Here is a 22,054-nt window from a genome sequence, read left to right on the forward strand (position 1 = left end):
GGTCGAGCGGAGTCGAGGCCCAGTGACACAATGGACGCATGCTCATCACCGGCTTCCCCGCGGGGATGTTCCAGACCAACTGCTACGTGGTCGCCGACGAGTCGTCGGGCGAGGCCATCGTCATCGACCCTGGTCAGGATGCGGCGCCGCAGGTGCGGTCCGTGCTCGCCGACCGCGGCCTCACGCCGGTCGCCGTCTTCCTGACGCACGGGCACCTGGATCACACCTGGAACGCGCAGGAACTCGCCGACGAGTACTCGATCCCGGTGTACATCCACCCCGACGACCGCGCCATGCTGGCGGATCCGGGCGAGGGTCTGGGCAAGGCGCTGGCGACGATGATCGGCGTCATGAAGTTCCGCGAGCCGGAGAAGGTGATCGAGTTCGCCGACGGTGAGGAGATCGAGATCGCGGGCATCCGCTGGAAGGTCGATCACGCACCCGGTCACACCCGCGGCAGCGTCTTGCTGACCACCGAGTTGCCCGCCGACGGTCCCGGCCGAACGTCGGCCGTTCCCGTCTGCTTCAGTGGTGACGTGCTGTTCCAGGGCTCTATCGGGCGCACCGATCTGCCCGGCGGCGACCATCAGCAACTGCTGGACTCGATCACCGAGCGGATCCTGCCGAAGCCCGATGAGACCGTCGTGCTCCCCGGCCACGGACCGCAGACGACCGTCGGCGCCGAGCGGACCACCAACCCGTTCCTGGCCGGTTCACTGGACATCAAGAAGGGACGTTTCGGACTGTGAGCGGAGAATTCACCGCACCCAAGGGGGTGCCGGACTACTTCCCGCCGGCCTCCGCCGACTTTCTGACCGTCCGCAACGCCTTGACCGACGCTGCACACCGCGCCGGCTACGGCCACATCGAGCTGCCGATCTTCGAGGACACGGCGCTCTTCGCGCGCGGCGTCGGGGAGTCCACGGACGTGGTCAGCAAGGAGATGTACACCTTCGCCGACCGCGGAGGCCGGACCGTCACGCTGCGGCCGGAGGGCACCGCCGGGGTGATGCGCGCGGTGATCCAGCACGGTCTCGATCGTGGACAGCTCCCGGTCAAGGTCTGCTACTCCGGACCGTTCTTCCGTTACGAGCGACCGCAGGCCGGGCGGTACCGACAGCTGCAGCAGGTGGGCGTCGAGGCGATCGGCGTCGACGATCCCGCCCTGGACGCCGAGGTGATCGCCGTCGCCGACGAGGGTTATCGGCGGCTCGGCCTGTCCGGCTACCGGCTGGAGCTGACCTCGCTCGGCGACGACACGTGCCGGCCGCAGTACCGGGAAGTGTTGCAGGAATTCCTCTTGGGCCTTGATCTGGACGAGGCCACGCGCGAGCGCGCCCGGCTCAATCCGCTGCGCGTGCTCGACGACAAGCGGCCGGAGGTCAAGGAGATGACTGCCGGTGCGCCGCTGATGATCGATCACCTCAGCGAGTCCGCGCGTGAGCACTTCGCTGCCGTCGGCAAGCACCTCGACCAGCTCGGGGTGAAGTACGAACTGAATCCGCGCCTGGTCCGCGGCCTGGACTACTACACCAAGACGACGTTCGAGTTCGTGCACGACGGCCTCGGCGCGCAGTCCGGCATCGGCGGCGGCGGGCGGTACGACGGACTGATGAAGCAGATCGGCGGCAAGCAGGACCTCTCCGGCATCGGCTTCGGCATCGGCGTGGACCGCACGGTGCTGGCGTTGGCCGCCGAGGACGTCTCGGTGGCCGGGCAGGGACGGGTGCAGGTCTACGGTGTGCCGCTGGGCGCCGACGCCAAGGACGAGCTGGTGGCCGTCGCGGGGCGGCTGCGTGAGCACGGCATCAGCGTGGATCTCGCCTACGGCGACCGCGGCCTCAAGGGGGCGATGAAAGCCGCCGACCGGTCCGGCGCCCGGCTCGCGCTGGTTCTGGGGGCGAACGAGCTGGCCGAGCGCACCGTCGAGGTGAAGGATCTCGCGACGGGCGAGCAGTCTTCGATCGCGCTCGACGAGGTCGTCGCCGACCTCTCCGCACGCCTGGCCTGAGGCGTTCGGGCCTGCTGCGGCTACAGGTCGTTGGTGGCGAAGGTGTCGCACCGGCGGGGTTCGCCGCTGTCGTAGCCGATGGTGAACCACCGGACGCGCTGCGCCGACGAGCCGTGCGTCCAGCCCTCGGGGTTGGAGTTGGCGCCCTGGATCGTGTCGTCGCCGATGGCCTTGGCCGTCTGGATGATGTTCGAGATCTGCTGGTCGGTCAACGGTTCGATGAATCCCTTGCCCGATCCGCGTTGCGCGTGGTGGAACCACACTCCGGCCAGGCAGTCGGCCTGGAGTTCGATGCGGACCGAGCCGTCGTTGCCCATGCGCTGGCCCTTGGCGAGAACCCCGGTGAGGTTCTCCACGTGGTGCGCGAACTCGTGCGCCACCACGTACTCCTGTGCGGCCGCCCCGTCGGAGCCGCCCATCCGCTTGAGGTCGGCGAAGAACGTCGGGTCGAAGTACGCCGTTTCGTCGGCGGGACAGTAGAACGGGCCCATCGCCGACGTCGCGTGACCACACGCGGTGGTGACCGCGCCGCTGAAGATGACCGTCTTCGGTGAGGTGTAGCCCTTCATCAGCGTCGGCCAGACCTCGTTCAGGCTCGCCACGGTCGCCGTGATGATGCAGACCGAGTCGCCGGCGTTCGCCTTCTCGACGGTGCACGAGTCGATGTGCTGTTGCAGTTCGGCGTTGGTGCCGGTCTCGTTCGCCTGCTGGTACGAGTTCGGGCTCGAACCGGTCAGATCACCGGGATTGAGGCCGAACAGCAGCGCGACGACGGTCAACAGCAGGCCCGCGCCGCCGCCGAGCGCGATCTTGCCGCCGTTGCCGCCACCGCCTGCACTGACACCGCCGGTGTCGAATCCACCACTGCCCTGGAAAGTCACCCGCTCATGATGACACGCTTGCGCCCGATCGGGTCCAAGAGCGGACCGGAACGTGCGGGCGGGATGCCGACGCACCGGCACGCCCACTACGATGGAGGGTCGAGTATGTCTGCCGTCCTTCCGCCGCTGAAAGGAATTCAGTGCTTCGCACCCATCTCGCCGGGTCACTCCGTCGTGAGAACGCCAACCAGACCGTCACCGTCGCAGGTTGGGTCGCCCGCCGCCGGGATCACGGAGGGGTCGTGTTCATCGATCTGCGCGACGCCTCCGGGCTGGTGCAGGTGGTCTTCCGCGACGAGCAGGTGGCCGAGGCGGCCCACCGGTTGCGCGCGGAGTACTGCGTCCAGGTGACCGGCACCGTCGAGGTGCGCCCGGAGGGCAGCGAGAACGCGAACCTGGCCTCCGGCGCCGTCGAGATCAACGCGCGTGAGCTCGTCGTGCTCAACGAATCGGCGCCGCTGCCGTTCCAGCTCGACGAGCATCCGGGCGAGGAGGCGCGCCTGCGGTACCGCTACCTGGACCTGCGGCGGGAGGGTCCGGCGCGGGCGCTGCGACTGCGTTCGCAGGCCAACGCCGCGGCCCGGGACGTGCTGGCCGCCAACCAGTTCGTGGAGATCGAGACCCCGACGCTGACCCGGTCGACGCCGGAGGGTGCGCGAGACTTCCTGGTGCCGGCCCGCCTGCAGCCCGGAACGTTCTACGCGTTGCCGCAGAGTCCGCAGTTGTTCAAACAGCTGCTGATGGTGGCCGGGATGGAGCGCTACTACCAGATCGCCCGCTGCTACCGGGACGAAGACTTCCGCGCCGATCGCCAGCCCGAGTTCACCCAGCTCGACGTCGAGATGAGCTTCGTCGACGAGGACGACGTGATCGCCCTCGCCGAGCAGATTCTGGTCGCATTGTGGAAACTGATCGGCTACCAGATCCCGACGCCGATCCCGCGCATCACCTACGCCGAGGCCATGCGCCGGTTCGGCAGCGACAAGCCCGACCTGCGCTTCGGCATCGAGCTCGTCGAGTGCACCGAGTACTTCGCCGAGACGCCGTTCCGGGTCTTCCGGGCGCCCTACGTCGGCGCCGTGGTGATGCCGGGCGGCGCCGGGCAGCCGCGACGTCAACTGGACGCCTGGCAGGAGTGGGCCAAGCAGCGCGGAGCCAAGGGGCTGGCGTACGTCCTGGTCCAGGAGGACGGTGCGCTCACCGGTCCGGTCGCCAAGAACCTCTCCGACGCCGAGCGCGAAGGCCTGGCAGCGCATGTCGGTGCGCAGCCGGGTGACTGCATCTTCTTCGCGGCAGGCGCCGTGAAGCCGATGCGTGCGCTGCTGGGGGCGGCACGCAACGAGATCGCCGACAAGCTGGGTCTGATCAAGCCCGGGGAGTGGGCGTTCACCTGGGTCGTCGACGCGCCGCTGTTCGAGCCGGCCGACGATGCGACGGCATCCGGAGACGTCGCCGTCGGGACCGGTGCGTGGACCGCAGTGCACCACGCCTTCACCTCGCCCAAGCCGGAGTCGCTGGAGAACCTCGAGGCCGATCCGGGAGGGGCCCTGGCCTACGCCTACGACATCGTCTGCAACGGCAACGAGATCGGCGGAGGCTCGATCCGCATCCACCGTCGCGACGTGCAGGAGCGGGTCTTCGAGATCATGGGGATCGACCACGACGAGGCGCAGGAGAAGTTCGGCTTCCTGCTCGACGCCTTCGCCTTCGGCGCACCGCCGCACGGCGGCATCGCCTTCGGCTGGGATCGCATCACCGCCCTGCTGGCCGGTGAGCCGTCGATTCGCGAGGTGATCGCGTTCCCGAAGTCCGGCGGCGGCGTGGATCCGCTGACCGACGCGCCCGCACCGATCACCCCTGAGCAGCGCAAGGAGTCGGGCATCGACGCCAAGCCCAAGGCGGCCCCGAAGACCGAGTCCCCGAACGCCGAGGCGCATTCCGGTACCGCCGAACCCGCGAAGGTTCAGTAGACGGCGAACCGATGACCGTGATCGAGCAAGCTCTGCTCACCGAGGCTCTCGCCACCGGTGAGGCTCTGCTGACCCGCCGGGCCGGGGCCCAGGTGACTCTGACCGACCCGGACGATCTCGGCGGGACCGGACGCAGCACGGTGGTGCGCGCCCGGCTGGTGGAGAATCCGCTGACGTCCGGGCGCACCGTCGTCATCAAGGTGATCGACGACGACGCCCCGTCGGCGCCGTTCCTGCGGGAGGTCGCCGCCTACCGGTACGCCACCGCGCTGCCGAACAGTTCGCGGCCCGGGCCGCAATTGGTCGCGGTCGACGAGAAGGCCCGGGTCCTGGTGCTGACCGACCTCGGTCACGGTCGTGGGATGATCGAGTTGCTGGGGGAGGACCGGGGTGCGGCGGCGCGTGCGGTCAGCGCCTGGGGGCAGGCGCTGGGCCGGATGCACGCGGCCACGATGGGCGGTGAGGAGGACTTCGGCGCCCTGCTGCGCCGGACCGCCGGGCGCGGGCCCGCCGCGGATGTCGACGAAGTGCAGCGGCAGGTGCTCGCCGCGCGCGACGGTGCGCCGGCCCTCGCCGACCGCCTCGGCATCGCCTTGTCGCCGCGGCTCGCCGCCGACCTGGATTCGGGGCTGTGCCTGTTCGACGCCGGGGATCTGCGGGCGTTCAGTCCGTCGGACGTGGGCCCGGAGAACATTTTGATCAACGAGGACGGCGTCCAGTTCATGGACTACGAGCTGGGGGCCTTCCGGGATGCCTCGCTCGACGTCGCCTACGCCCTGGTCACGTTCCCGGCCTATCTCGCCGAGTCGGCGGTCAGCTTCCGGGAGGACCTGGAGAAGATGCTGGTGGACGCCTGGCGCTCGGAGGTGCAGGGGCTGTGGCCGGTTCTCCGGCGCGATGCCGACACCGACCGGCGGCTGCTGGACGCGCGGGTCCTGTGGGTCTGGCTCAGCACGCACTGGATGGTCACCGGGGGCGCCAACGGGCACGACTGGGCGCTCAACACCGGCGATGCGCGCGTGGTGCTGACCCGCTGGGCCGATCTGGTCGATGCGGCGCGCCGGGCGCAGGACGCCGAGCTCGCCGCCGCCGCCGAGGAGATGGAGCACGCGCTGCGTCTCTTCTGGTTCGAGTGAGTCGGGTCCGGTGCCGATGAACGACGATCCCGGGCTGTTCGCCGATCCGGCCGTCGCGGCCGCCGCCGGTCCCGGTGCCGTGGACTCCGCGGTTCCGGGTGCGCCGAGCCGCCCGCTCGCGGTCCGGATGCGGCCCGAGTCGCTCGACGAGATCGTCGGGCAGCAGCATCTGTTGGGCGAGCGCGCGCCGCTGCGGCGCATGATCGACGGCTCCGGTGCGTCGTCGGTGCTCCTGTACGGTCCGCCCGGCACCGGAAAGACGACCATGGCCTCGCTGATCAGCCGGGCGACCGGGGGCCGGTTCGAGGCGCTGTCGGCCCTGTCCGCGGGGGTCAAAGAGGTGCGCGCGGTGATCGACATGGCCCGGCGGCGGCTCGCCCAGGGACAGCAGACCGTGCTCTTCATCGACGAGGTCCACCGGTTCTCCAAGACCCAGCAGGACGCGCTGCTGGACGCGGTGGAGAACCGCATCGTGCTGCTGGTGGCGGCGACCACCGAGAACCCGTCGTTCTCCGTCGTCGCTCCGCTGCTCTCGCGTTCGCTGGTGCTGCAGCTGCAGCCGTTGTCCGACGACGACGTCGCCGCGGTGGTCAATCGTGCGGTCGAGAGCCCGCGCGGGCTGGCCGGATCGGTCGAGCTGACCGACGATGCACTCGATCACCTGATCGCGGTGGCAGGCGGAGACGCCAGGCGCGCGCTGACGGCGCTCGAAGCGACCGCCGACGGCGTCCTGCGGGATGCGGCCGAAGCAGCCGGTGAGGGGGACGGCGATCCCGACCCGGTGCTCATCGAGGTGTCCGATGTGGAGTCGGCGATCGATCGCGCGGCCGTCCGGTACGACCGTGACGGCGATCAGCACTACGACGTGATCAGCGCCTTCATCAAGTCGATCCGCGGTTCCGACGTCGACGCGGCACTGCACTATCTGGCCCGGATGATCGCCGCCGGGGAGGACCCGCGCTTCATCGCCCGCCGGCTGATGATCCATGCCAGCGAGGACATCGGCATGGCCGACCCGACGGCGCTGCAGTCGGCGGTCGCGGCCGCCCAGGTGGTGCAGCTGGTCGGCATGCCGGAGGCGCGCCTGGCCCTCACTCAGGCGACCATCCATCTGGCGACCGCGCCGAAATCGGCGGGTGTGGTGAAGGCGATGGGCGAGTCCGCGGCCGACATCGCCGCCGGGCGAATCGGGAGCGTCCCGGCGCACCTGCGCGACGGTCACTACGGGGGCGCCAAGGACCTCGGTCACGCGGTCGGCTACAAGTATCCGCACGAGTATCCCGGTGGCGTCGTGGCCCAGCAGTACGCGCCGGATCCGCTGGTCGGACGCGACTACTACCACCCGAGCGACCACGGCTTCGAGCGCGAACTGGGACCGCGCGTGGCACGCCTGCGCGGCATCGTGCGCAGGATCACAAAGGGCCCGCGCACGCGGTGACGCGCACCGGGCGGCCGTCGATCTGCCGATGGTGACGACTGCCCCGTGGCGCACCGGGAGCGAGTGTGACAGACGGGGTCAAAGGGGCAATCGATGCCGGAGGGTGGCTCAACCAGGCCACGACGGTAGGCTGGTGAGTCGCGTTCCATTTCCGTGTAGGAAAATGGAATCTCGCTGGAACCACCATCGACCCCGAGGACGACACCGCAGTGCAGACGCATGACATCCGGAAGCGCTTCCTGGATCACTTCATCCGGGCCGGACACACCGAGGTGCCCAGCGCCTCGCTGATCCTCGACGATCCGAACCTGCTGTTCGTCAACGCGGGAATGGTGCCGTTCAAGCCGTACTTCCTGGGCGACCAGACCCCGCCCTATCAGCGCGCCACGAGCGTGCAGAAGTGTGTGCGGACGCTGGACATCGACGAGGTCGGCATCACCACTCGCCACAACACCTTCTTCCAGATGGCCGGGAACTTCTCGTTCGGCGACTACTTCAAGCGCGAGGCCATCGAGTTCGCCTGGTCGCTGCTCACCGATCCGGTCGAGGAGGGCGGCTACGGCATCGACCCGGAGAAGCTGTGGCCGACGGTGTACCTCGACGACGACGAGGCCGAGACCATCTGGCGCGACGTGATCGGCGTTCCGGCCGAGCGCATCCAGCGCCGCGGCATGAAGGACAACTACTGGTCGATGGGCGTGCCCGGCCCATGCGGCCCCTGCTCGGAGATCTTCTACGACCGCGGCCCGGAATACGGGATCGAAGGGGGCCCGGAGGCCGACGAGGATCGCTACATCGAGATCTGGAATCTCGTGTTCATGCAGAACGAGCGCGGAGCCGGCGGCGCCAAAGAGGACTACGAGATCCTCGGGCCGCTGCCGAAGAAGAACATCGACACCGGCATGGGCATCGAGCGGGTGGCCTGCATCCTGCAGGGCGTCGACAACGTCTACGAGACCGACCTGCTCAAGCCGGTCATCGACCTGGCCTCCGAACTCAGCGGACGGGCCTACGGTGCGGGCAGCGGTGACGTTCGGCCCGCTCGCTCCGCTCCCGGCGCCGGTGACGACGATGTGCGCTTCCGCGTGATCGCCGACCACTCGCGCACGGCCGTCATGCTGATCGGCGACGGCGTGGTCCCCGGCAACGACGGCCGCGGGTACGTCCTGCGGCGGCTGTTGCGCCGCGTCGTGCGCTCGATGCGCCTGCTCGGTGCGGATCAGCCGACCATGGGCGCGATCGTCGAGCGGGTGATCGAACTGATGAGTCCGTCGTACCCGGAACTGGCCGAGCAGCGCGACCACATCCGGTCGGTCGCCGTCGCCGAGGAGACCAGCTTCGCCAAGACACTGGCCTCGGGCTCCAAGCTCTTCGCCGACGCGGCTGCGGGCACCAAGAAGGCCGGCGGCACCCGGATCAGCGGCGACGACGCCTTCGCCCTGCACGACACCTACGGCTTCCCGATCGATCTGACCCTGGAGATGGCCGCCGAAGCCGGTCTCGAGGTCGATCGCGACGGCTTCGCCGAGTTGATGGCCGAGCAGCGCAGCCGCGCCAAGGCCGACGCGACCGCCCGCAAGTCCGGCCACGCAGATCTTTCGGTCTACCGCGACTTCCTCGATCGCGGGCCGACAGAGTTCACCGGCTTCGACGAGCTGGTGTCCCAGGCACGGGTGCTGGGCATGATCGCCGGTGGCGAGCGGGTGCGGTCGGCGACACCGGGCACCGAACTGGAAGTGATCCTCGATCGCAGTCCGCTCTACGCCGAGTCCGGCGGCCAGCTCGCCGACACCGGCGCCATCACCACGGCCACCGGTGCGCGGCTGCGCGTCAAGGACGTGCAGAAGCTGAACAAGCGGGTGTGGCTGCACAAGGTGGTGGTCGAGGAGGGCGAGGTCGTCGAGGGCGACGAGGTGCTCGCCTCGGTGGACGCGGGCTGGCGGCACGGCGCGACCCAGGGCCACTCGGGCACCCACCTCGTGCACGCCGCGCTGCGGCAGATCCTCGGTCCCACCGCGACCCAGGCCGGTTCGCTGAACCGCCCCGGATACCTGCGCTTCGACTTTCACGCCGCGGCGCCGCTGTCGGAGTCGCAGCGCGCCGAGATCGAGCAGATCAGCAACGAGGCCGTGGAGGCGAACTACCGGGTCAACACCTTCGAGACTGATTTGGCCAAAGCCAAACAGATGGGCGCGCTCGCACTGTTCGGGGAGAACTACGGCGACCAGGTTCGGGTGGTGGAGATCGGCGGACCGTTCTCCATGGAGCTGTGCGGCGGCACCCACGTCGAGAGCTCGGCACAGATCGGACCGGTCACCGTGATCGGCGAAGGGTCGGTCGGGTCCGGCGTCCGCCGTGTGGAGGCGTACGTGGGGATGGACTCGCTGCGCTATCTCTCCAAGGAACGGGCGCTGATGGCAGGTCTGGCATCCTCGCTGAAGGTGCCGTCCGAGCAGGTGCCCGACCGCGTCGAGCAGTTGGTGACCCGGCTGCGCGAGGCCGAGAAGGCCCTGGACGCGGTGCGTGCCGAGCAGGCGCGCGCGGCGGTCGTCGGCCTGATCGACGACGCCGAGACGGTGGAGGGCACGCTGGTCGTGGCCGGGCGGATCGCCGACGGCGTCGACGCCAACGGCCTGCGCGGGCTGGCCACCGAACTGCGGGGCAAGGTCGCCGATCGCGATGCCGTCGTCGCGCTGTTCTCGGTGGACGGCGAGAAGGTGCCCTTCGTCGTCGCCACCACCGACGCGGCGCGCGATCGCGGACTCAAGGCCGGTGACCTGGTCCGCGAGGTGGCGCCGCTGGTCTCCGGTCGCGGCGGCGGAAAGCCGGACCTGGCGCAGGGCTCGGGAAGCGACGCCGGCGGCATCGACGCGGCACTTCGCCGGGTGCGAGAAGTGGTAGGGGATCGGCACCACGGCTCCGCTCGGCGACCGTGATCGCTCCGCGGGGACGGCGCCTCGGCATCGACGTCGGGAGCGTCCGGGTGGGCGTCGCAGTCTGCGATCCGGACGGGATCCTGGCGACGCCGGTGGAGACCGTGCAGCGGACGTCCGACGACGCCGACGTGCGCCGGATTGCGGTGATCGCCGCCGAGTACGAGGTGGTGCAGGTGGTGATCGGTCTGCCGCGAACCCTGCGGAACACCGAGGGCGCGGCCGTGGAGGCCGCGCGCGCCTTCGGAGAGGCGATCGCCGCCGCGATCGACCCGGTGCCGGTGATCTACCACGACGAACGACTCACGACGGTGACCGCGGCCGGTGCTCTGCGTGCCAGTGGCCGCAAGGGAAAGGCTGCGCGCGCCGTCATCGATCAAGCCGCCGCGGTCGCTATCCTTCAGGGATGGCTCGACACGCACCGCAGCGGAGGATGGGGCGCCAGTGACTGATCAGCAAGGACCGGACGAAAACGGAGGCCCGAACATGCCTCCGGTGCCGGGCACACCGCGGCGAGCCTCGCGAACCCGCCATCGCGGGCGTCGCGCCCCAGGGGATCCGACGACGACCGGCAGCATCCCGCTGGTCCGGACCGAGCCGGATCTGCCCGACCCGACGGTCGACTACCGCCGTCCGGAACGGTCGAAGAACCCTTACCTGGAGATCCGGTACGCCGAGCCGGCGCTCCCGGAGTTGAGCGTCCGCGGTTTCACCGCACCGCCGGCTCGCCCGGCACCCGAGCCGCACCCGGCACCCGAAACCTCGTCAGCGCAGGTGCGTCCGGCCGCGGCCACTCGCCCCGCACCCCTCGCTCACCCCGCGGCGGAGCCGCTTCACCGAGCCCCCGATCCCGCGCCGGTTCACCGCGCCCCGGATCCGGAGCCGCGTCCGGCGGCGCACGCCGCACCGCCGTCGTCGTTCGAGGCGCATGCACGCGCCGCGTCTCCGACGACCGACGAGCTGCCGGCGATCCCGGCCGAGCGCGCTACCTCCGCCGAGATCGGCGCGACCCCGCTCGACGCCCTCGACACCGAGTGGATGCCGGCTACGAACGCGGTGTCGCCGGCCGACGTCACCCCGACCACCGAGCAGGACGCCCTGGTCGCCGGACCGGCCACGACCGTCACCACTGGGCCGCACACCGGCTTCGACATCCTCGACGACGCCCCGCGCCGCGGCGCGCACGCGGCCGGCGGACCGGGTGGCGACGGTCCCGGCGGCGACGGACCGGGAGACGAGGGCACCGCGCAGGGCATGCCGGCGTCGCGGAACAATCGCAAAGTGCTCATCGCCGGTCTCGCGGTGGTCCTCGTGCTGGTCCTGGCAGGCGGATTCGCGCTGCACGCGTTGGGGGTGTTCGACTCCCGGAAGGACTTCGCCTCGGACACCGGCGGACAACCCACGTTGGTGGCGATTCCGGAACATTCGTCCCTGCGCGACATGGGCCAGATCCTGGCCGATGCGGGGGTGGTGGGGAGCCAGCACGCATTCGTGAACGCGGCCGGCTCGCAGGCGCTCTCCGGCGGATATTACCGATTGCCCACCGGGATCTCCGGCGCCGCAGCCGTCGAGAAGATGGCGAACGGCGACAAGGAGTATCGGGTCGGCCGTCTCGTGATCCCCGAAGGCGCCCAGCTGGACTCGAAGAAGGGCGTCGACGGAAAGGTCACTCCCGGGATCTTCGCCGAGATCGAAGCCGCCACCACGGTCGAGGCCGACGGGACCTCCTACGGCGTCACGGCCGAGGAGCTGCAGCAGGCCGCGGCGACCGCGACGGTCGGCGAGCTCGGTGTGCCGGACTGGGCCAAGGCCCCGGTGGAGAAGCTCGCCGGCGACCATCGCCGGCTCGAGGGCCTGATCGCCTCGGGCGCGTGGGAGGATCTCGATCCGCGGCTGAACGCCCAGGAACTGCTGCATTCGCTGATCACCCGCAGCGTCGCCCGGTTCGAGACGTGGGGCCTGCTCAGCGCCAACAATTCGGGGCTGATGCCGTACGACACGCTGATCGTCGCCTCCATCGTCGAGGCCGAGGTGAGCCAGCCCGACGATTACGCCAAGGTGGCCCGGGTGATCCTGAACCGACTGGAACGGGAACAGCGTCTGCAGATGGACTCCACTGTCAACTACACCGCCGAGATCACCGACATCGACGTGCGCGGCAAGGCGTTCAGCGACAAGAACGAGTGGAACACCTATCAGCGCGACGGGCTGCCGGCGACGCCGATCGGCGCGGTGGGCGAGCGTGCCCTCGAATCAGTCGAGAACCCGGCACAGGGCGACTGGCTCTACTTCGTGACCGTCGACAAGCAGGGCACCACCTTGTTCGCCCGGACTTTCGAGCGGCACAAGCGCAACCGCGAGGTCGCCTGCCGGAACAAGCTCGTCGTCACGGGCTGCAGCTGATGGCGCCCGGTGCCGCCGGCCCGGGAATCGTGCGCGACGGTCCGCGCCGCGCCGCGGTGCTCGGCACACCGGTCGGGCACTCCCGGTCACCGGATCTGCACCGCGCCGCCTATGCCGCCCTCGGTCTGGACGGCTGGACCTACGACGCACTGGAGACCACCGCCGAGGAGTTGCCGTCCCGCGTGGCCGCCGCCGGGCCCGAGTGGGCCGGGTTCTCGGTGACGATGCCCGGCAAGATCGCGGCCCTGGAATTCGCCGACGAGCGCACCGCGCGCGCTGAGCTGATCGGTTCGGCGAACACCCTGGTGCGCCTGCCGGACGGCCGCTGGCGCGCCGACTGCACCGACGTCGACGGGATGACGGGTGCGCTCGCCGAAGCCCGAGTGCCCGCCGATGCCTCCTCAGCGGTGATCGTCGGCGCCGGGGGCACCGCGCTGCCGACGCTGGCGGCGTTGTCCGAGTGGGGCGTCGGGAAGGTGACGATCGTCGCGAGGAGCGCCGCGCGGGCCGCCGGCGCCGTGGATCTGGCGGGCCGCCTCGGTGTCGAGTGCCGGGTGGTCGGCTTCGAAGACGGACCGCCGCTGCGCGAGGCGGTCGACCGCGCCGACGTGGTCGTCTCCACGGTGCCCGCCGGAGCGACCGCACCCATCGTGTCGTCGCTGCGCGGTGCCGAACGACTCGTCGACGTCATCTACGACCCCTGGCCCACTCCACTGGCCTCCGCGATACGCGACGCCGGCGGTGTGGTGGTCGGCGGACTGACGATGCTGCTGAACCAGGCCTACAGCCAGGTGGAGCAGTTCACCGGCCTGCCCGCGCCCCGCGCGGCGATGGCCGCCGCCCTGCGCTGACGCCCCCGCCTTCCGCTGACGCCCGGGCACTCACTGGCCGGGTCCGGTCCCGACCTGTGGACAAGTCGATCGCCGTACGGCGGCCTGTGGACAGCGCTGAGCAGCCGCGCCGGTGACGGCTCACGCTGGAGCCATGACTTGGGCCCTCCTCGCACTGCTGGCGGCCGTCGCCGCGTACGACCGCCGCACCGGACGCGCGCCGAACGCGCTCACCCTCCCGCTCCTGCTGATCGCCGTGCTGGCGGCTTGGGAGGATCCCGTCGCGGGCCTCGCGGCGGTGACGTTGACGGCGCCCTATCTGGCCGGATTCGCCGCGCGCGGGTGTGGTGGGGGAGACGTCAAGCTCGCCCCCGGGTGCGGAGTGCTGTTGGGCTCGCCGTCGTCGGCGCTCGTCGCCCTGCTGCTCGCCGCCGTGTTGACGGTCGCCGCGTGTGCGCTCGCGCGTCGTCGTGCCGTCCCGCACGGTCCAGCGCTGGTCGCGGCCGCGCTTCTCGTCGCGGCCGTCGACGCGCTCGCGGGACTCTGACCACTGTCGCGCTCGTCTCGAACTGCCGGATTGTGTTCCGGCTGCTCGGTTAACCCGGCAGCCAGACGACAATGCAGCAGACGATGGTGAACCCGGTGGACAAGGTCGTGTCCGAGTTGTGACTGATGAGGTGAGAGAGGCTCGTGGGGTCAGGCGTTAGGGTGGTCGGTGAGCTTCGTCGTCGATCAGTGAGGTCTCCGGTGTCTGACCGAATCCCCGCGGTGTCCCGTCGCCGCTTCTTCGCCGCGGCGGCGACCGGTGCGGTCGTGGCAGGTACGACGACGATCGCCGCCTCCGGCGCCCGTGCCGAGACCGGGGAGGGTCCCGCCGGAGCGCTGGCCCGGGGCTCCTCCGAGTTGCCGCCGTCGCTGCCCGCGAACATCTCGCACGGCACGATCCTGGACTACGCGGTGGGGATCCCGTCTCCCGCGGCCGTCAAGGACGCGGGGCACGCCGGGGTGATCCGCTACATCTCCGAGCGCCGGCCGGGTGCGGAGTACATGACCGGCAAACCGCTGCGGGCCGACGAGGCGGCCGCGATGCGAGCGGCCGGACTGACCGTCGTCTCGAACTACCAGTTCGGCAAGGGGGACACCGCGGATTGGCTCGGCGGCTACCCCGCCGGGCTCGACCACGGCCGGCGGGGCGTGGCCATCCACCGGGCAGCAGGCGGACCCGACACCGCCCCGATCTACGTCTCCATCGACGACGATCCGACGTTCACCCAGTTCGTCACCCAGATCGCACCGTATCTGCTGGCGTGGCGCTCGGTGATCGGCGCCGGACGGGTGGGCGTCTACGGCAACGCGTCGACCATCCAGTGGGCGTCGTCGTTCGGCATGGCGCGCTGGTTCTGGCAGCACGACTGGGGCACCCCGAAGGGCTATCTGCATCCCGCCGCGCACCTGCATCAGATTCCCGGCCAGAGGCGGGTCGGCGGCGTGACCGTCGACGTGAATACCGTTCTGAAGCCGGACTACGGCCAGTGGAGGTAGCGCCTGCGGCTCCGCAGTTCGAGCCGATGACGGCTCTCCGGGAGACTTCTGGAACAATTGTCCCTTGTGTTGCGCTGGACTACTGCTGGAGAATCCCACGGCCCCGCCCTGATCTCGTTGGTCGAGGGCATGGTGGCCGGAGTCGAGGTCACCTCGGCTGACATCGCCGAACAACTCGCCCGCCGGCGCCTGGGCTACGGCCGCGGTGCGCGGATGAAGTTCGAGGCCGACAAACTGACGCTGATCGGCGGATTCCGGCACGGCGTGACGATGGGGAGCCCGATCGCGATCGAGATCGGGAACAGCGAGTGGCCCAAGTGGGAGAAGGTCATGTCGGCCGATCCGGTCGATCCGGCCGAGCTCGAGGGCGCCCGCAACGCGCCGCTCACCCGGCCGCGCCCCGGTCACGCCGACTACTCCGGGATGCTGAAGTACGGGTTCGACGACGCGCGCCAGGTCCTGGAGCGCGCGAGCGCCCGGGAGACCGCCGCCCGGGTCGCGGCAGGCACGGTCGCCCGCAATTTCTTGCGGCAGGTCTTCGGGATCGAGGTGCTCTCGCACGTCGTCTCGATCGGTGCCAGCGAACCGTACGACGGCCCCGTGCCACGCTACGACGATCTGCCGGCCATCGACGCGAGCCCGGTCCGGGCCTTCGACAAGGATGCCGAGACCGCCATGATCGGCGAGATCGAGGCGGCGAAGAAGGACGGCGACACCCTCGGCGGCGTCGTCGAGATCATCGCGACCGGGGTGCCGATCGGCCTCGGTTCGCACGTGTCCGGCGAAACTCGCCTGGATGCCCGGCTGGCCGGCGCCCTGATGGGGATCCAGGCGATCAAGGGCGTCGAGGTCGGCGACGGCTTCGCGACCGCGCGACGGCGGGGCAGCCAGGCGCACGACGAGATGGTGCCCGGCGCCGACGGCGTGCTCCGGTCCACCAACCGGGCCGGGGGCACCGAGGGCGGCATGACCAACGGTGAGGACCTGCGCGTCCGGATCGCCATGAAGCCGATCTCGACGGTGCCGCGGGCGCTGTCCACTGTCGACATGACCACCGGCGAGCCGGCGACTGCCATCCACCAGCGCAGCGACGTCTGCGCGGTCCCGGCGGCCGGTGTGGTCGCCGAGGCGATGGTGGCTCTCGTCGTGGCTCAGGCCGCGCTGGAGAAGTTCGGCGGCGACTCGGCCGCCGAGACCGCGGCCAATCTGCGCAGCTACCTCGACGCGATCGACGCGCGCCCGCCGCGCCCATGACGGGCACCCCCCGCGCGGTGCTGACCGGGTTCATGGGCTCCGGGAAGTCCACGGTGGGCAGCGCGCTCGCGGATGCTCTCGGGGTCGGCTACCTCGACACCGATGCGGAGTTGGAGCGCCGCGCCGGCCGCACCATTCCGGAGATCTTCGCCCACGACGGCGAGGCGGCGTTCCGGGCGCTCGAACGCGACGTGGTGCTCGACGCGCTCGCCACGTTCGACGGTGTCGTCGCACTCGGCGGCGGATCGGTGACCGTGCCGGACATCGCGGCCGCCCTGAGCGATCATCCCGTCGTCTATCTGCGCATCGGCCCGGCCGAGGGCTTCGCGCGCGTGGAGCACTCGGACCGTCCGCTGCTGAACGACCCGGATCCCGCGGGCCGATACGCCGAACTGCTGGCCGGACGCGTCCCCGCATACGAGGCCGTCGCGACCCACGTCGTCGACGCGACCGCTCCGGTAGGCGTCGTCGTCGAACGCGTGTTGAGCCTGCTGGCCCCTCGGGGGCCCGAGCCCGCGGATCGGAGCACGGCGTAGCGCCGGACCGAACCGGACCCCGGCTGCGACGCGAGAGAAACGAAGTGACGAGCCGAAGCCGATTGACCAAGGAGAAGGACCATGACTGAGCCAGTGAAGGTGGCCGTCCGTGCGGCCGACCCGTACGACGTGATCATCGGCCGCGGTCTGTTGACCGACCTGGGCGAGGCCGTCGCGAGCGCCGACCACGTCGCGATCGTCTATCAGCCGCCGCTCAAGCAGACCGCAGAACAGATCCGCGAGTTCCTGACCGAGCGCGGAATCGACGCGCATCGGGTCGAGATCCCCGATGCCGAGGACGGCAAAGACCTCCAGGTCGCCGCCTATTTGTGGGACGTGTTCGGCAAGATCGGGATGAAGCGCAACGACAAGGTGGTGAGCCTGGGCGGCGGCGCGTGCACCGACCTGGCCGGTTTCGCGGCGGCCACCTGGATGCGCGGCATCGGCGTCGTGCACGTGCCGACCACGCTGCTGGCCATGGTCGACGCGGCCGTCGGCGGCAAGACCGGAATCAACACCGACGCGGGTAAGAACCTCGTCGGCTCCTTCCACGAGCCGGATGCGGTGCTGATCGATCTGGGCACGCTGGAGACGGTGCCGCGCAACGAGATCGTCGCCGGCCTGGCCGAGGTGATCAAGACCGGTTTCATCGCCGATCCGGTGATCCTGGAGCTGATCGAGGCCGATCCGGAGGCCGCGCTCGATCCCGCCGGTGACGTCCTGCCCGAGTTGATCCGCCGGAGCGTGCAGGTGAAGGCCGACGTCGTCTCGGCCGACCTGAAAGAGTCGTCGCTGCGCGAGATCCTGAACTACGGCCACACTCTCGGACACGCGCTGGAGCGCCGCGAGCGGTACAAGTGGCGTCACGGCGCCGCCGTCTCGGTCGGCATGATCTTCGCGGCCGAACTCGCCCGCCTCGCCGGCCGTCTCGACGACGAGACCGCCGACCGCCACCGCACCGTCCTGGAGGCGGTCGGGCTGCCGACCTCGTACGACCCCGACGCCCTCGGCGATCTGCTCAAGTACATGGCCGGGGACAAGAAGAACCGTTCGGGCATGCTCCGGTTCGTCGTGCTGGACGGCCTGGCCAAGCCCGGTCGCCTGGAGGCGCCGGACCCCGCGCTGATCGCCGCGGCGTACGGGGCCGTCGCCGGTGAGCGCGGCTCCGGCGGCATCCTGCTCGGCTGACGGCGCGCGGGTGCCGCAGCGGCGCTCGGTCGGGCGCCGTGATCACGACTGGACGAAGGAGTCCTGTCGATGCCGTGGTGGGCGAATCTCATCGCCTCCGTGATCGCCGTCGCGCTGTACGCGACGTTCTGGTGGCGCGGTGACTACGAGAAGCTGTTCTGGGCACGTGGTCCCAAACACTTCCAGCCCGACGAGATGTCGTGGCCGCTGCTGGCGTCGCCTGGTATCAGGTCTCGTCGAAGTCGCCGTGGGACCAGCTGACCACGCTCGAGCCCGACGATCACTGTCGTCTGAACGACCGACAACGGTCCGTTGTGGCACCGACTGCACACCATGTTGTCAGTGGCTCGTCGTACAGTTCTTACGACACATGCACAACAGGAAGTGAATCATCAGATGAGTGCAACTCTGGCGGTCAGCGTCATTGGAGTGGACGACGTTCTGTGCGTCCTCAGGTCGCCGATGGGACGTCGCCTCAAGATGACGGGATCCCTTGCGCAGTCGAAACCTTCGGCAATCGAGGGCGACGAGGCGATGACCGCCAATCAGGCGATGGTGAACAACGCGTGGGCGTACGCGAAGCACTCGATCGCGTCGCTGAACGCCGAGGAACCCGACGACGAGAAGAATCAGGCGGCGCAGGCGGCCGTCCACGAGCAGATCGCCAAGGAGATCTCCGGGTTCGTCGATCGGCTCAACGGCGAGGTTCTCGCCGACCGCTGGTGCTCGGGCTGCTTCGCGAAGACGACGCACGGCGCGATCACTCTCCGTCGCCGCCTGCCGACTTATCTCTGTACGGCGTGCGGTTCACCCACCCGCGTGTGCCCGGCGCCGCGGTGCCGCAATATGGCGGTGCGGGGTCCCGGTTCGGTCAAACTGCCCAAGTACTGTGCCGAGCACCGGCACGAGCTGCCCAGCTTCGAGCGAGCGAAGGACACGATCGCCTCGCCGGACCGGTACGAGGAGATCCTCGAGTTCGACAAGCCGAATCTGGCGAGGCACACGCGGCTGGTCACTTTCGGACTCTTGGGCGGGGCGGTGCTCGGCCCGGTGGCGTACGCCGCGGCTCCCGCGCTGGGCGGGCTGATCGGAGTGAAGGTCGGCGGTCTGTACGGCGCCGCCGCGAGCAGCTGGGGCCTCGCCGCCCTCGGCGGGGGTGCGGTCGGGTCCGGCGGCATCGCGCTCGGAGTGGCCGGCGGAACCGCCGTGATCACCGCGGTGGGCGCCTCGCTGGGCGGAGCGTTCGGGGCGAGCGTGATCAACGCGTACGTCAGCGACGACAAGTCGTTCGGCATCGAGCTGTTCCGCGACGGACCGGGCACCCCGGTGCTGATCGCACGCGGCTTCCTCACTCAGAACGCCCAGGACTGGCGGGCGGCCGTGCAGATGGCGGAGGTCCGGTATCCGGACTCGCCGATCTATCTTGTGCGCTGGGGCTCGAAGGAACTGCAGGGCATCGCCAGGTACGCGGCCGGCGGGGTCGGTTTCGGCGGCGGGGGAGCGGTCGCCGGAGCGGCAGGGGCCATGGCGAACAAGGCGGCCGCGGCGCTCGTGGGCCCGGTGGGCTGGGCGATGGCCGGCGTCGGTCTGATGAAGAACCCGTGGCATGCGGCGGCGGTCCGGGCCGACAAGACCGGGGCGGCACTCGCCGGAATCCTCGCTCGCACCGAGGTGGACGAGGTGATCCTGATCGGGCACAGCCTCGGAGGCCGGGCGATGATCACCGCCGCGGAGACTCTGGGCACCACGGACGACGGTCCCGCGGTCGGCGCGGTCCACCTGGTCGGCGCAGCGCGCGGCCGCAACGGCGATTGGCGTCAGCTGAGCTCCTCGGTCCACGGCACGGTGCACAACTACTACTCGTCGAACGACAAGGTTCTCAAGATCCTCTTCAAGACCGCGATGGCCGGCAGTACCGCCGTGGGCGCGGCGGGGTTCGGCAGCAGTTACCCGAACATCCTCGATTACGACGTCACCGCCGACGTCGCCGGACACAGCGACTACTTCGACGGCGTCGACCTCGTCTGATCGTGAACGGTGCTCCGCCGTTCCGCACCGGCCGCGACAGTCGGAACGGGTCCGCGACTGCCCGGTGTAGAAGCGACACTTGGGACCGTCGCTTCTACAGCCGGGTGTCGCGGATGGCCTACGGCAGTCGCGGATGGCCGACTGCGGTCGTGAACAGGAGGTCCGGACTCGGCGGGGTAGTCCGGACCTCTTGTCGCGTATCGCGCTGTCTCGTATCGCGCTGTGCGGTCAGGCGCCGGTCTTGACCGGCTCGGTCGGCTGGTTGTGCAGTTCGTGGTGCGACCAGTCGTCGTCCTCGCCCTTGCGCTGCTCGCGGCGCACCAGGTAGCGGCCGATGCTGACGCCGAAGAACGCCGGGACGTACACCAGCAGGGTGATGAACGACGTGCCCGCGATCATCTCGATCCAGAAATCGGCCTGGCCGATGCCGTCCAACCAGAAGGTGCCGAGGATCCAGCAGACGAAGCAGGAGATCAGACCGGCGACCAGACCGGCCTTGAGCCAGCGCATGGTGAGGTCTTCGTAGTCGTCGGGGTCGGGGTTCGCGCGGGCGTCGCGGATGCCGTCGTAGCCACCCCAGACGACGGCGACCAGCACCCCGACGGCGATTGCGACGGCGCGGTAGATCGGCGACTGGACCGGCCAGGCGATGATCGCCAGACCGAGGAGAATACGAGCGGCGATCTGTACGACCGACATGACGAGTCCACGCAGGAGCCACGAATCCATGCCGATACCGTACCGGGATGAGACCTGTACAACAATCAGGACATGGCCGTTTCGCACATCTCCCTCCCTCGCTCCACCACCCGGCGTTCCGCCCTCGCAGCCGTGCTGCCCGAGCACGGCGCTGACGCGATCGTCGTCAGCGACCTCGTCAACGTCCGCTATCTGAGCGGCTTCACCGGGAGCAACGGCTCGGTCCTGGTCTGGTCCGGCGACGATCGGGACCGTGACCGGATCGCCACCGACGGTCGCTACACCGAGCAGGTCGCGGCGCAGTCGCCCGGACTGGACGCGATCATCGCCCGCGACACCCTGGCCGCGCTGCTCGCCGCCGCGGCGGGCCGCTCCGGCAGCCCACGGGTCGCGTTCGAAGCCGCGGCGGTGACGGTCGCGCAGTTCCACGACCTGACCGCCGCCGATCGGCTCGGGACGATCACCCTGGTGCCGGTCCGGGGGCTGGTGGAGCATCTGCGCGAAAGCAAAGACGACGCCGAGGTCGCCGCCGTCGAGCAGGCCTGCGCGATCGCCGACCAGGCCTTGGAGGCGCTGATCGAGCGCGGGGCGGTGAGGCCCGGACGCACCGAGCGCGAGGTGGCCAGGGAACTCGAATGGGAGATGTACGCCCGCGGGGCGTCGGCGATCGCGTTCGAGACCATCGTGGCGGCGGGCCCGAACTCGGCGATCCCGCATCATCGGCCGACCGGCGCGGTCCTCGAATCCGGAGATCTGGTGAAGATGGACTTCGGAGCCGTGTACGACGGCTATCACTCGGACATGACGCGGACGTTCGTTCTCGGTGAGCCGCAGGATTGGCAGCGCGAGATCCACGGGGTCGTCCAGACCGCGCAGGAGGCCGGCCGTGCGGCGCTCGCGGCCGGCGCGCGGGCCCGCGAGGTCGATGCCGCCGCGCGGGAGATCATCGACGGCGCCGGGTACGGCGAGTACTACGTGCACGGTCTCGGACACGGCGTCGGCCTGCAGATCCACGAAGCGCCTCCGATCGGCTCGGCGGCGACCGGTACACTGCTTGACGGCGCGACCGTCACCGTCGAACCCGGTATTTATCTACCTGGGCGCGGCGGCGTCCGGATCGAAGACACCCTGGTGGTCACCGGCTCCGGCGCACGGTCGCTGACTCACGCCCCCCGGGCGTTGAGGATCCTCTGACTTTCATCAAG

The 22,054-nt window shown here is 70.0% G+C and carries 19 protein-coding genes; 17 read left to right on the forward strand and 2 right to left on the reverse strand.

Annotated features, from left to right (window positions below; all coding sequences use genetic code 11):
* The first annotated feature begins 38 nt into the window (after window positions 1-38).
* Together C6V83_RS10190 and hisS are read left to right on the forward strand one after the other, a co-directional pair.
* Entirely contained in the window at window positions 39-749 is a 711-nt protein-coding gene (locus C6V83_RS10190) for an MBL fold metallo-hydrolase (RefSeq protein ID WP_105942299.1), read from the forward strand.
* Window positions 746-2,011, forward strand: a complete 1,266-nt coding sequence (hisS, locus tag C6V83_RS10195; RefSeq protein ID WP_105942300.1) for a histidine--tRNA ligase — start codon at window positions 746-748, stop codon at window positions 2,009-2,011. The genes C6V83_RS10190 and hisS overlap by 4 nt, the downstream gene beginning before the upstream one ends.
* Before the next feature lie 20 nt (window positions 2,012-2,031).
* Here hisS and ypfJ read toward each other — a convergent pair whose 3' ends face one another.
* Window positions 2,032-2,892: a KPN_02809 family neutral zinc metallopeptidase gene (gene ypfJ, locus C6V83_RS10200; protein ID WP_105942301.1), complete on the reverse strand. Its 861-nt coding sequence runs from the start codon at window positions 2,890-2,892 to the stop codon at window positions 2,032-2,034.
* 140 nt (window positions 2,893-3,032) lie between these two features.
* Here ypfJ and aspS point away from each other — a divergent pair, with 140 nt between their 5' ends.
* The 14 genes from aspS to C6V83_RS10270 all read left to right on the forward strand — a co-directional run bounded on the left by aspS (window position 3,033) and on the right by C6V83_RS10270 (window position 20,150).
* Entirely contained in the window at window positions 3,033-4,862 is a 1,830-nt protein-coding gene (gene aspS / locus C6V83_RS10205; RefSeq protein WP_105942302.1) for an aspartate--tRNA ligase, read from the forward strand.
* A gap of 11 nt (window positions 4,863-4,873) precedes the next feature.
* Window positions 4,874-5,998 (forward strand): hypothetical protein, encoded by a 1,125-nt coding sequence (locus tag C6V83_RS10210; protein WP_105942303.1) that lies wholly within the window; start codon window positions 4,874-4,876, stop codon window positions 5,996-5,998.
* Window positions 5,999-6,014: 16 nt separating this feature from the next.
* Window positions 6,015-7,436, forward strand: a complete 1,422-nt coding sequence (locus C6V83_RS10215) for a replication-associated recombination protein A (protein ID WP_105942304.1) — start codon at window positions 6,015-6,017, stop codon at window positions 7,434-7,436.
* A 209-nt stretch (window positions 7,437-7,645) separates the two neighbouring features.
* Window positions 7,646-10,372, forward strand: coding sequence for an alanine--tRNA ligase (alaS, locus tag C6V83_RS10220; protein ID WP_105942305.1), 2,727 nt, complete (start codon window positions 7,646-7,648; stop codon window positions 10,370-10,372).
* Window positions 10,369-10,821, forward strand: a complete 453-nt coding sequence (ruvX, locus tag C6V83_RS10225) for a Holliday junction resolvase RuvX (protein WP_105942306.1) — start codon at window positions 10,369-10,371, stop codon at window positions 10,819-10,821. The genes alaS and ruvX overlap by 4 nt, the downstream gene beginning before the upstream one ends.
* 34 nt (window positions 10,822-10,855) lie before the next feature.
* Entirely contained in the window at window positions 10,856-12,772 is a 1,917-nt protein-coding gene (gene mltG / locus C6V83_RS10230; RefSeq protein ID WP_105942307.1) for an endolytic transglycosylase MltG, read from the forward strand.
* A complete protein-coding gene (locus tag C6V83_RS10235) occupies window positions 12,772-13,623 on the forward strand; it encodes a shikimate dehydrogenase (RefSeq protein WP_105942308.1) in 852 nt (283 codons plus the stop codon). The genes mltG and C6V83_RS10235 overlap by 1 nt, the downstream gene beginning before the upstream one ends.
* Window positions 13,624-13,756: 133 nt before the next feature.
* Window positions 13,757-14,149, forward strand: coding sequence for an A24 family peptidase (locus C6V83_RS10240; protein WP_105942309.1), 393 nt, complete (start codon window positions 13,757-13,759; stop codon window positions 14,147-14,149).
* Between the two features lie 212 nt (window positions 14,150-14,361).
* Window positions 14,362-15,144, forward strand: coding sequence for a DUF1906 domain-containing protein (locus tag C6V83_RS10245; protein ID WP_407646277.1), 783 nt, complete (start codon window positions 14,362-14,364; stop codon window positions 15,142-15,144).
* A gap of 48 nt (window positions 15,145-15,192) precedes the next feature.
* Window positions 15,193-16,398 carry a chorismate synthase gene (gene aroC / locus C6V83_RS10250; RefSeq protein ID WP_105942311.1) on the forward strand — a complete coding sequence of 402 codons (1,206 nt, stop codon included), beginning with the start codon at window positions 15,193-15,195 and terminating at the stop codon, window positions 16,396-16,398.
* A complete protein-coding gene (locus tag C6V83_RS10255) occupies window positions 16,395-16,934 on the forward strand; it encodes a shikimate kinase (protein WP_105942312.1) in 540 nt (179 codons plus the stop codon). The genes aroC and C6V83_RS10255 overlap by 4 nt, the downstream gene beginning before the upstream one ends.
* Before the next feature lie 81 nt (window positions 16,935-17,015).
* Window positions 17,016-18,122, forward strand: coding sequence for a 3-dehydroquinate synthase (aroB, locus tag C6V83_RS10260; RefSeq protein ID WP_105942313.1), 1,107 nt, complete (start codon window positions 17,016-17,018; stop codon window positions 18,120-18,122).
* 69 nt (window positions 18,123-18,191) lie between these two features.
* Window positions 18,192-18,383: a hypothetical protein gene (locus tag C6V83_RS10265; RefSeq protein ID WP_105942314.1), complete on the forward strand. Its 192-nt coding sequence runs from the start codon at window positions 18,192-18,194 to the stop codon at window positions 18,381-18,383.
* Between the two features lie 219 nt (window positions 18,384-18,602).
* Complete coding sequence (locus C6V83_RS10270) at window positions 18,603-20,150, forward strand: DUF726 domain-containing protein (protein ID WP_234353676.1); 1,548 nt, start codon at window positions 18,603-18,605, stop codon at window positions 20,148-20,150.
* Window positions 20,151-20,378: 228 nt separating this feature from the next.
* On the opposite strand, the gene C6V83_RS10275 is transcribed toward C6V83_RS10270, so the two are convergent.
* A complete protein-coding gene (locus C6V83_RS10275; protein WP_105942315.1) occupies window positions 20,379-20,879 on the reverse strand; it encodes a B-4DMT family transporter in 501 nt (166 codons plus the stop codon).
* 42 nt (window positions 20,880-20,921) lie between these two features.
* On the opposite strand from C6V83_RS10275, the gene C6V83_RS10280 reads away from it, so the two are divergent.
* Window positions 20,922-22,043 (forward strand): M24 family metallopeptidase, encoded by a 1,122-nt coding sequence (locus tag C6V83_RS10280; RefSeq protein WP_105942316.1) that lies wholly within the window; start codon window positions 20,922-20,924, stop codon window positions 22,041-22,043.
* Window positions 22,044-22,054 lie beyond the last annotated feature (11 nt).

Origin of the sequence: Gordonia iterans, assembly GCF_002993285.1 — a bacterium.
In the GTDB taxonomy this organism is placed as follows: Bacteria; Actinomycetota; Actinomycetes; order Mycobacteriales; family Mycobacteriaceae; genus Gordonia; species Gordonia iterans.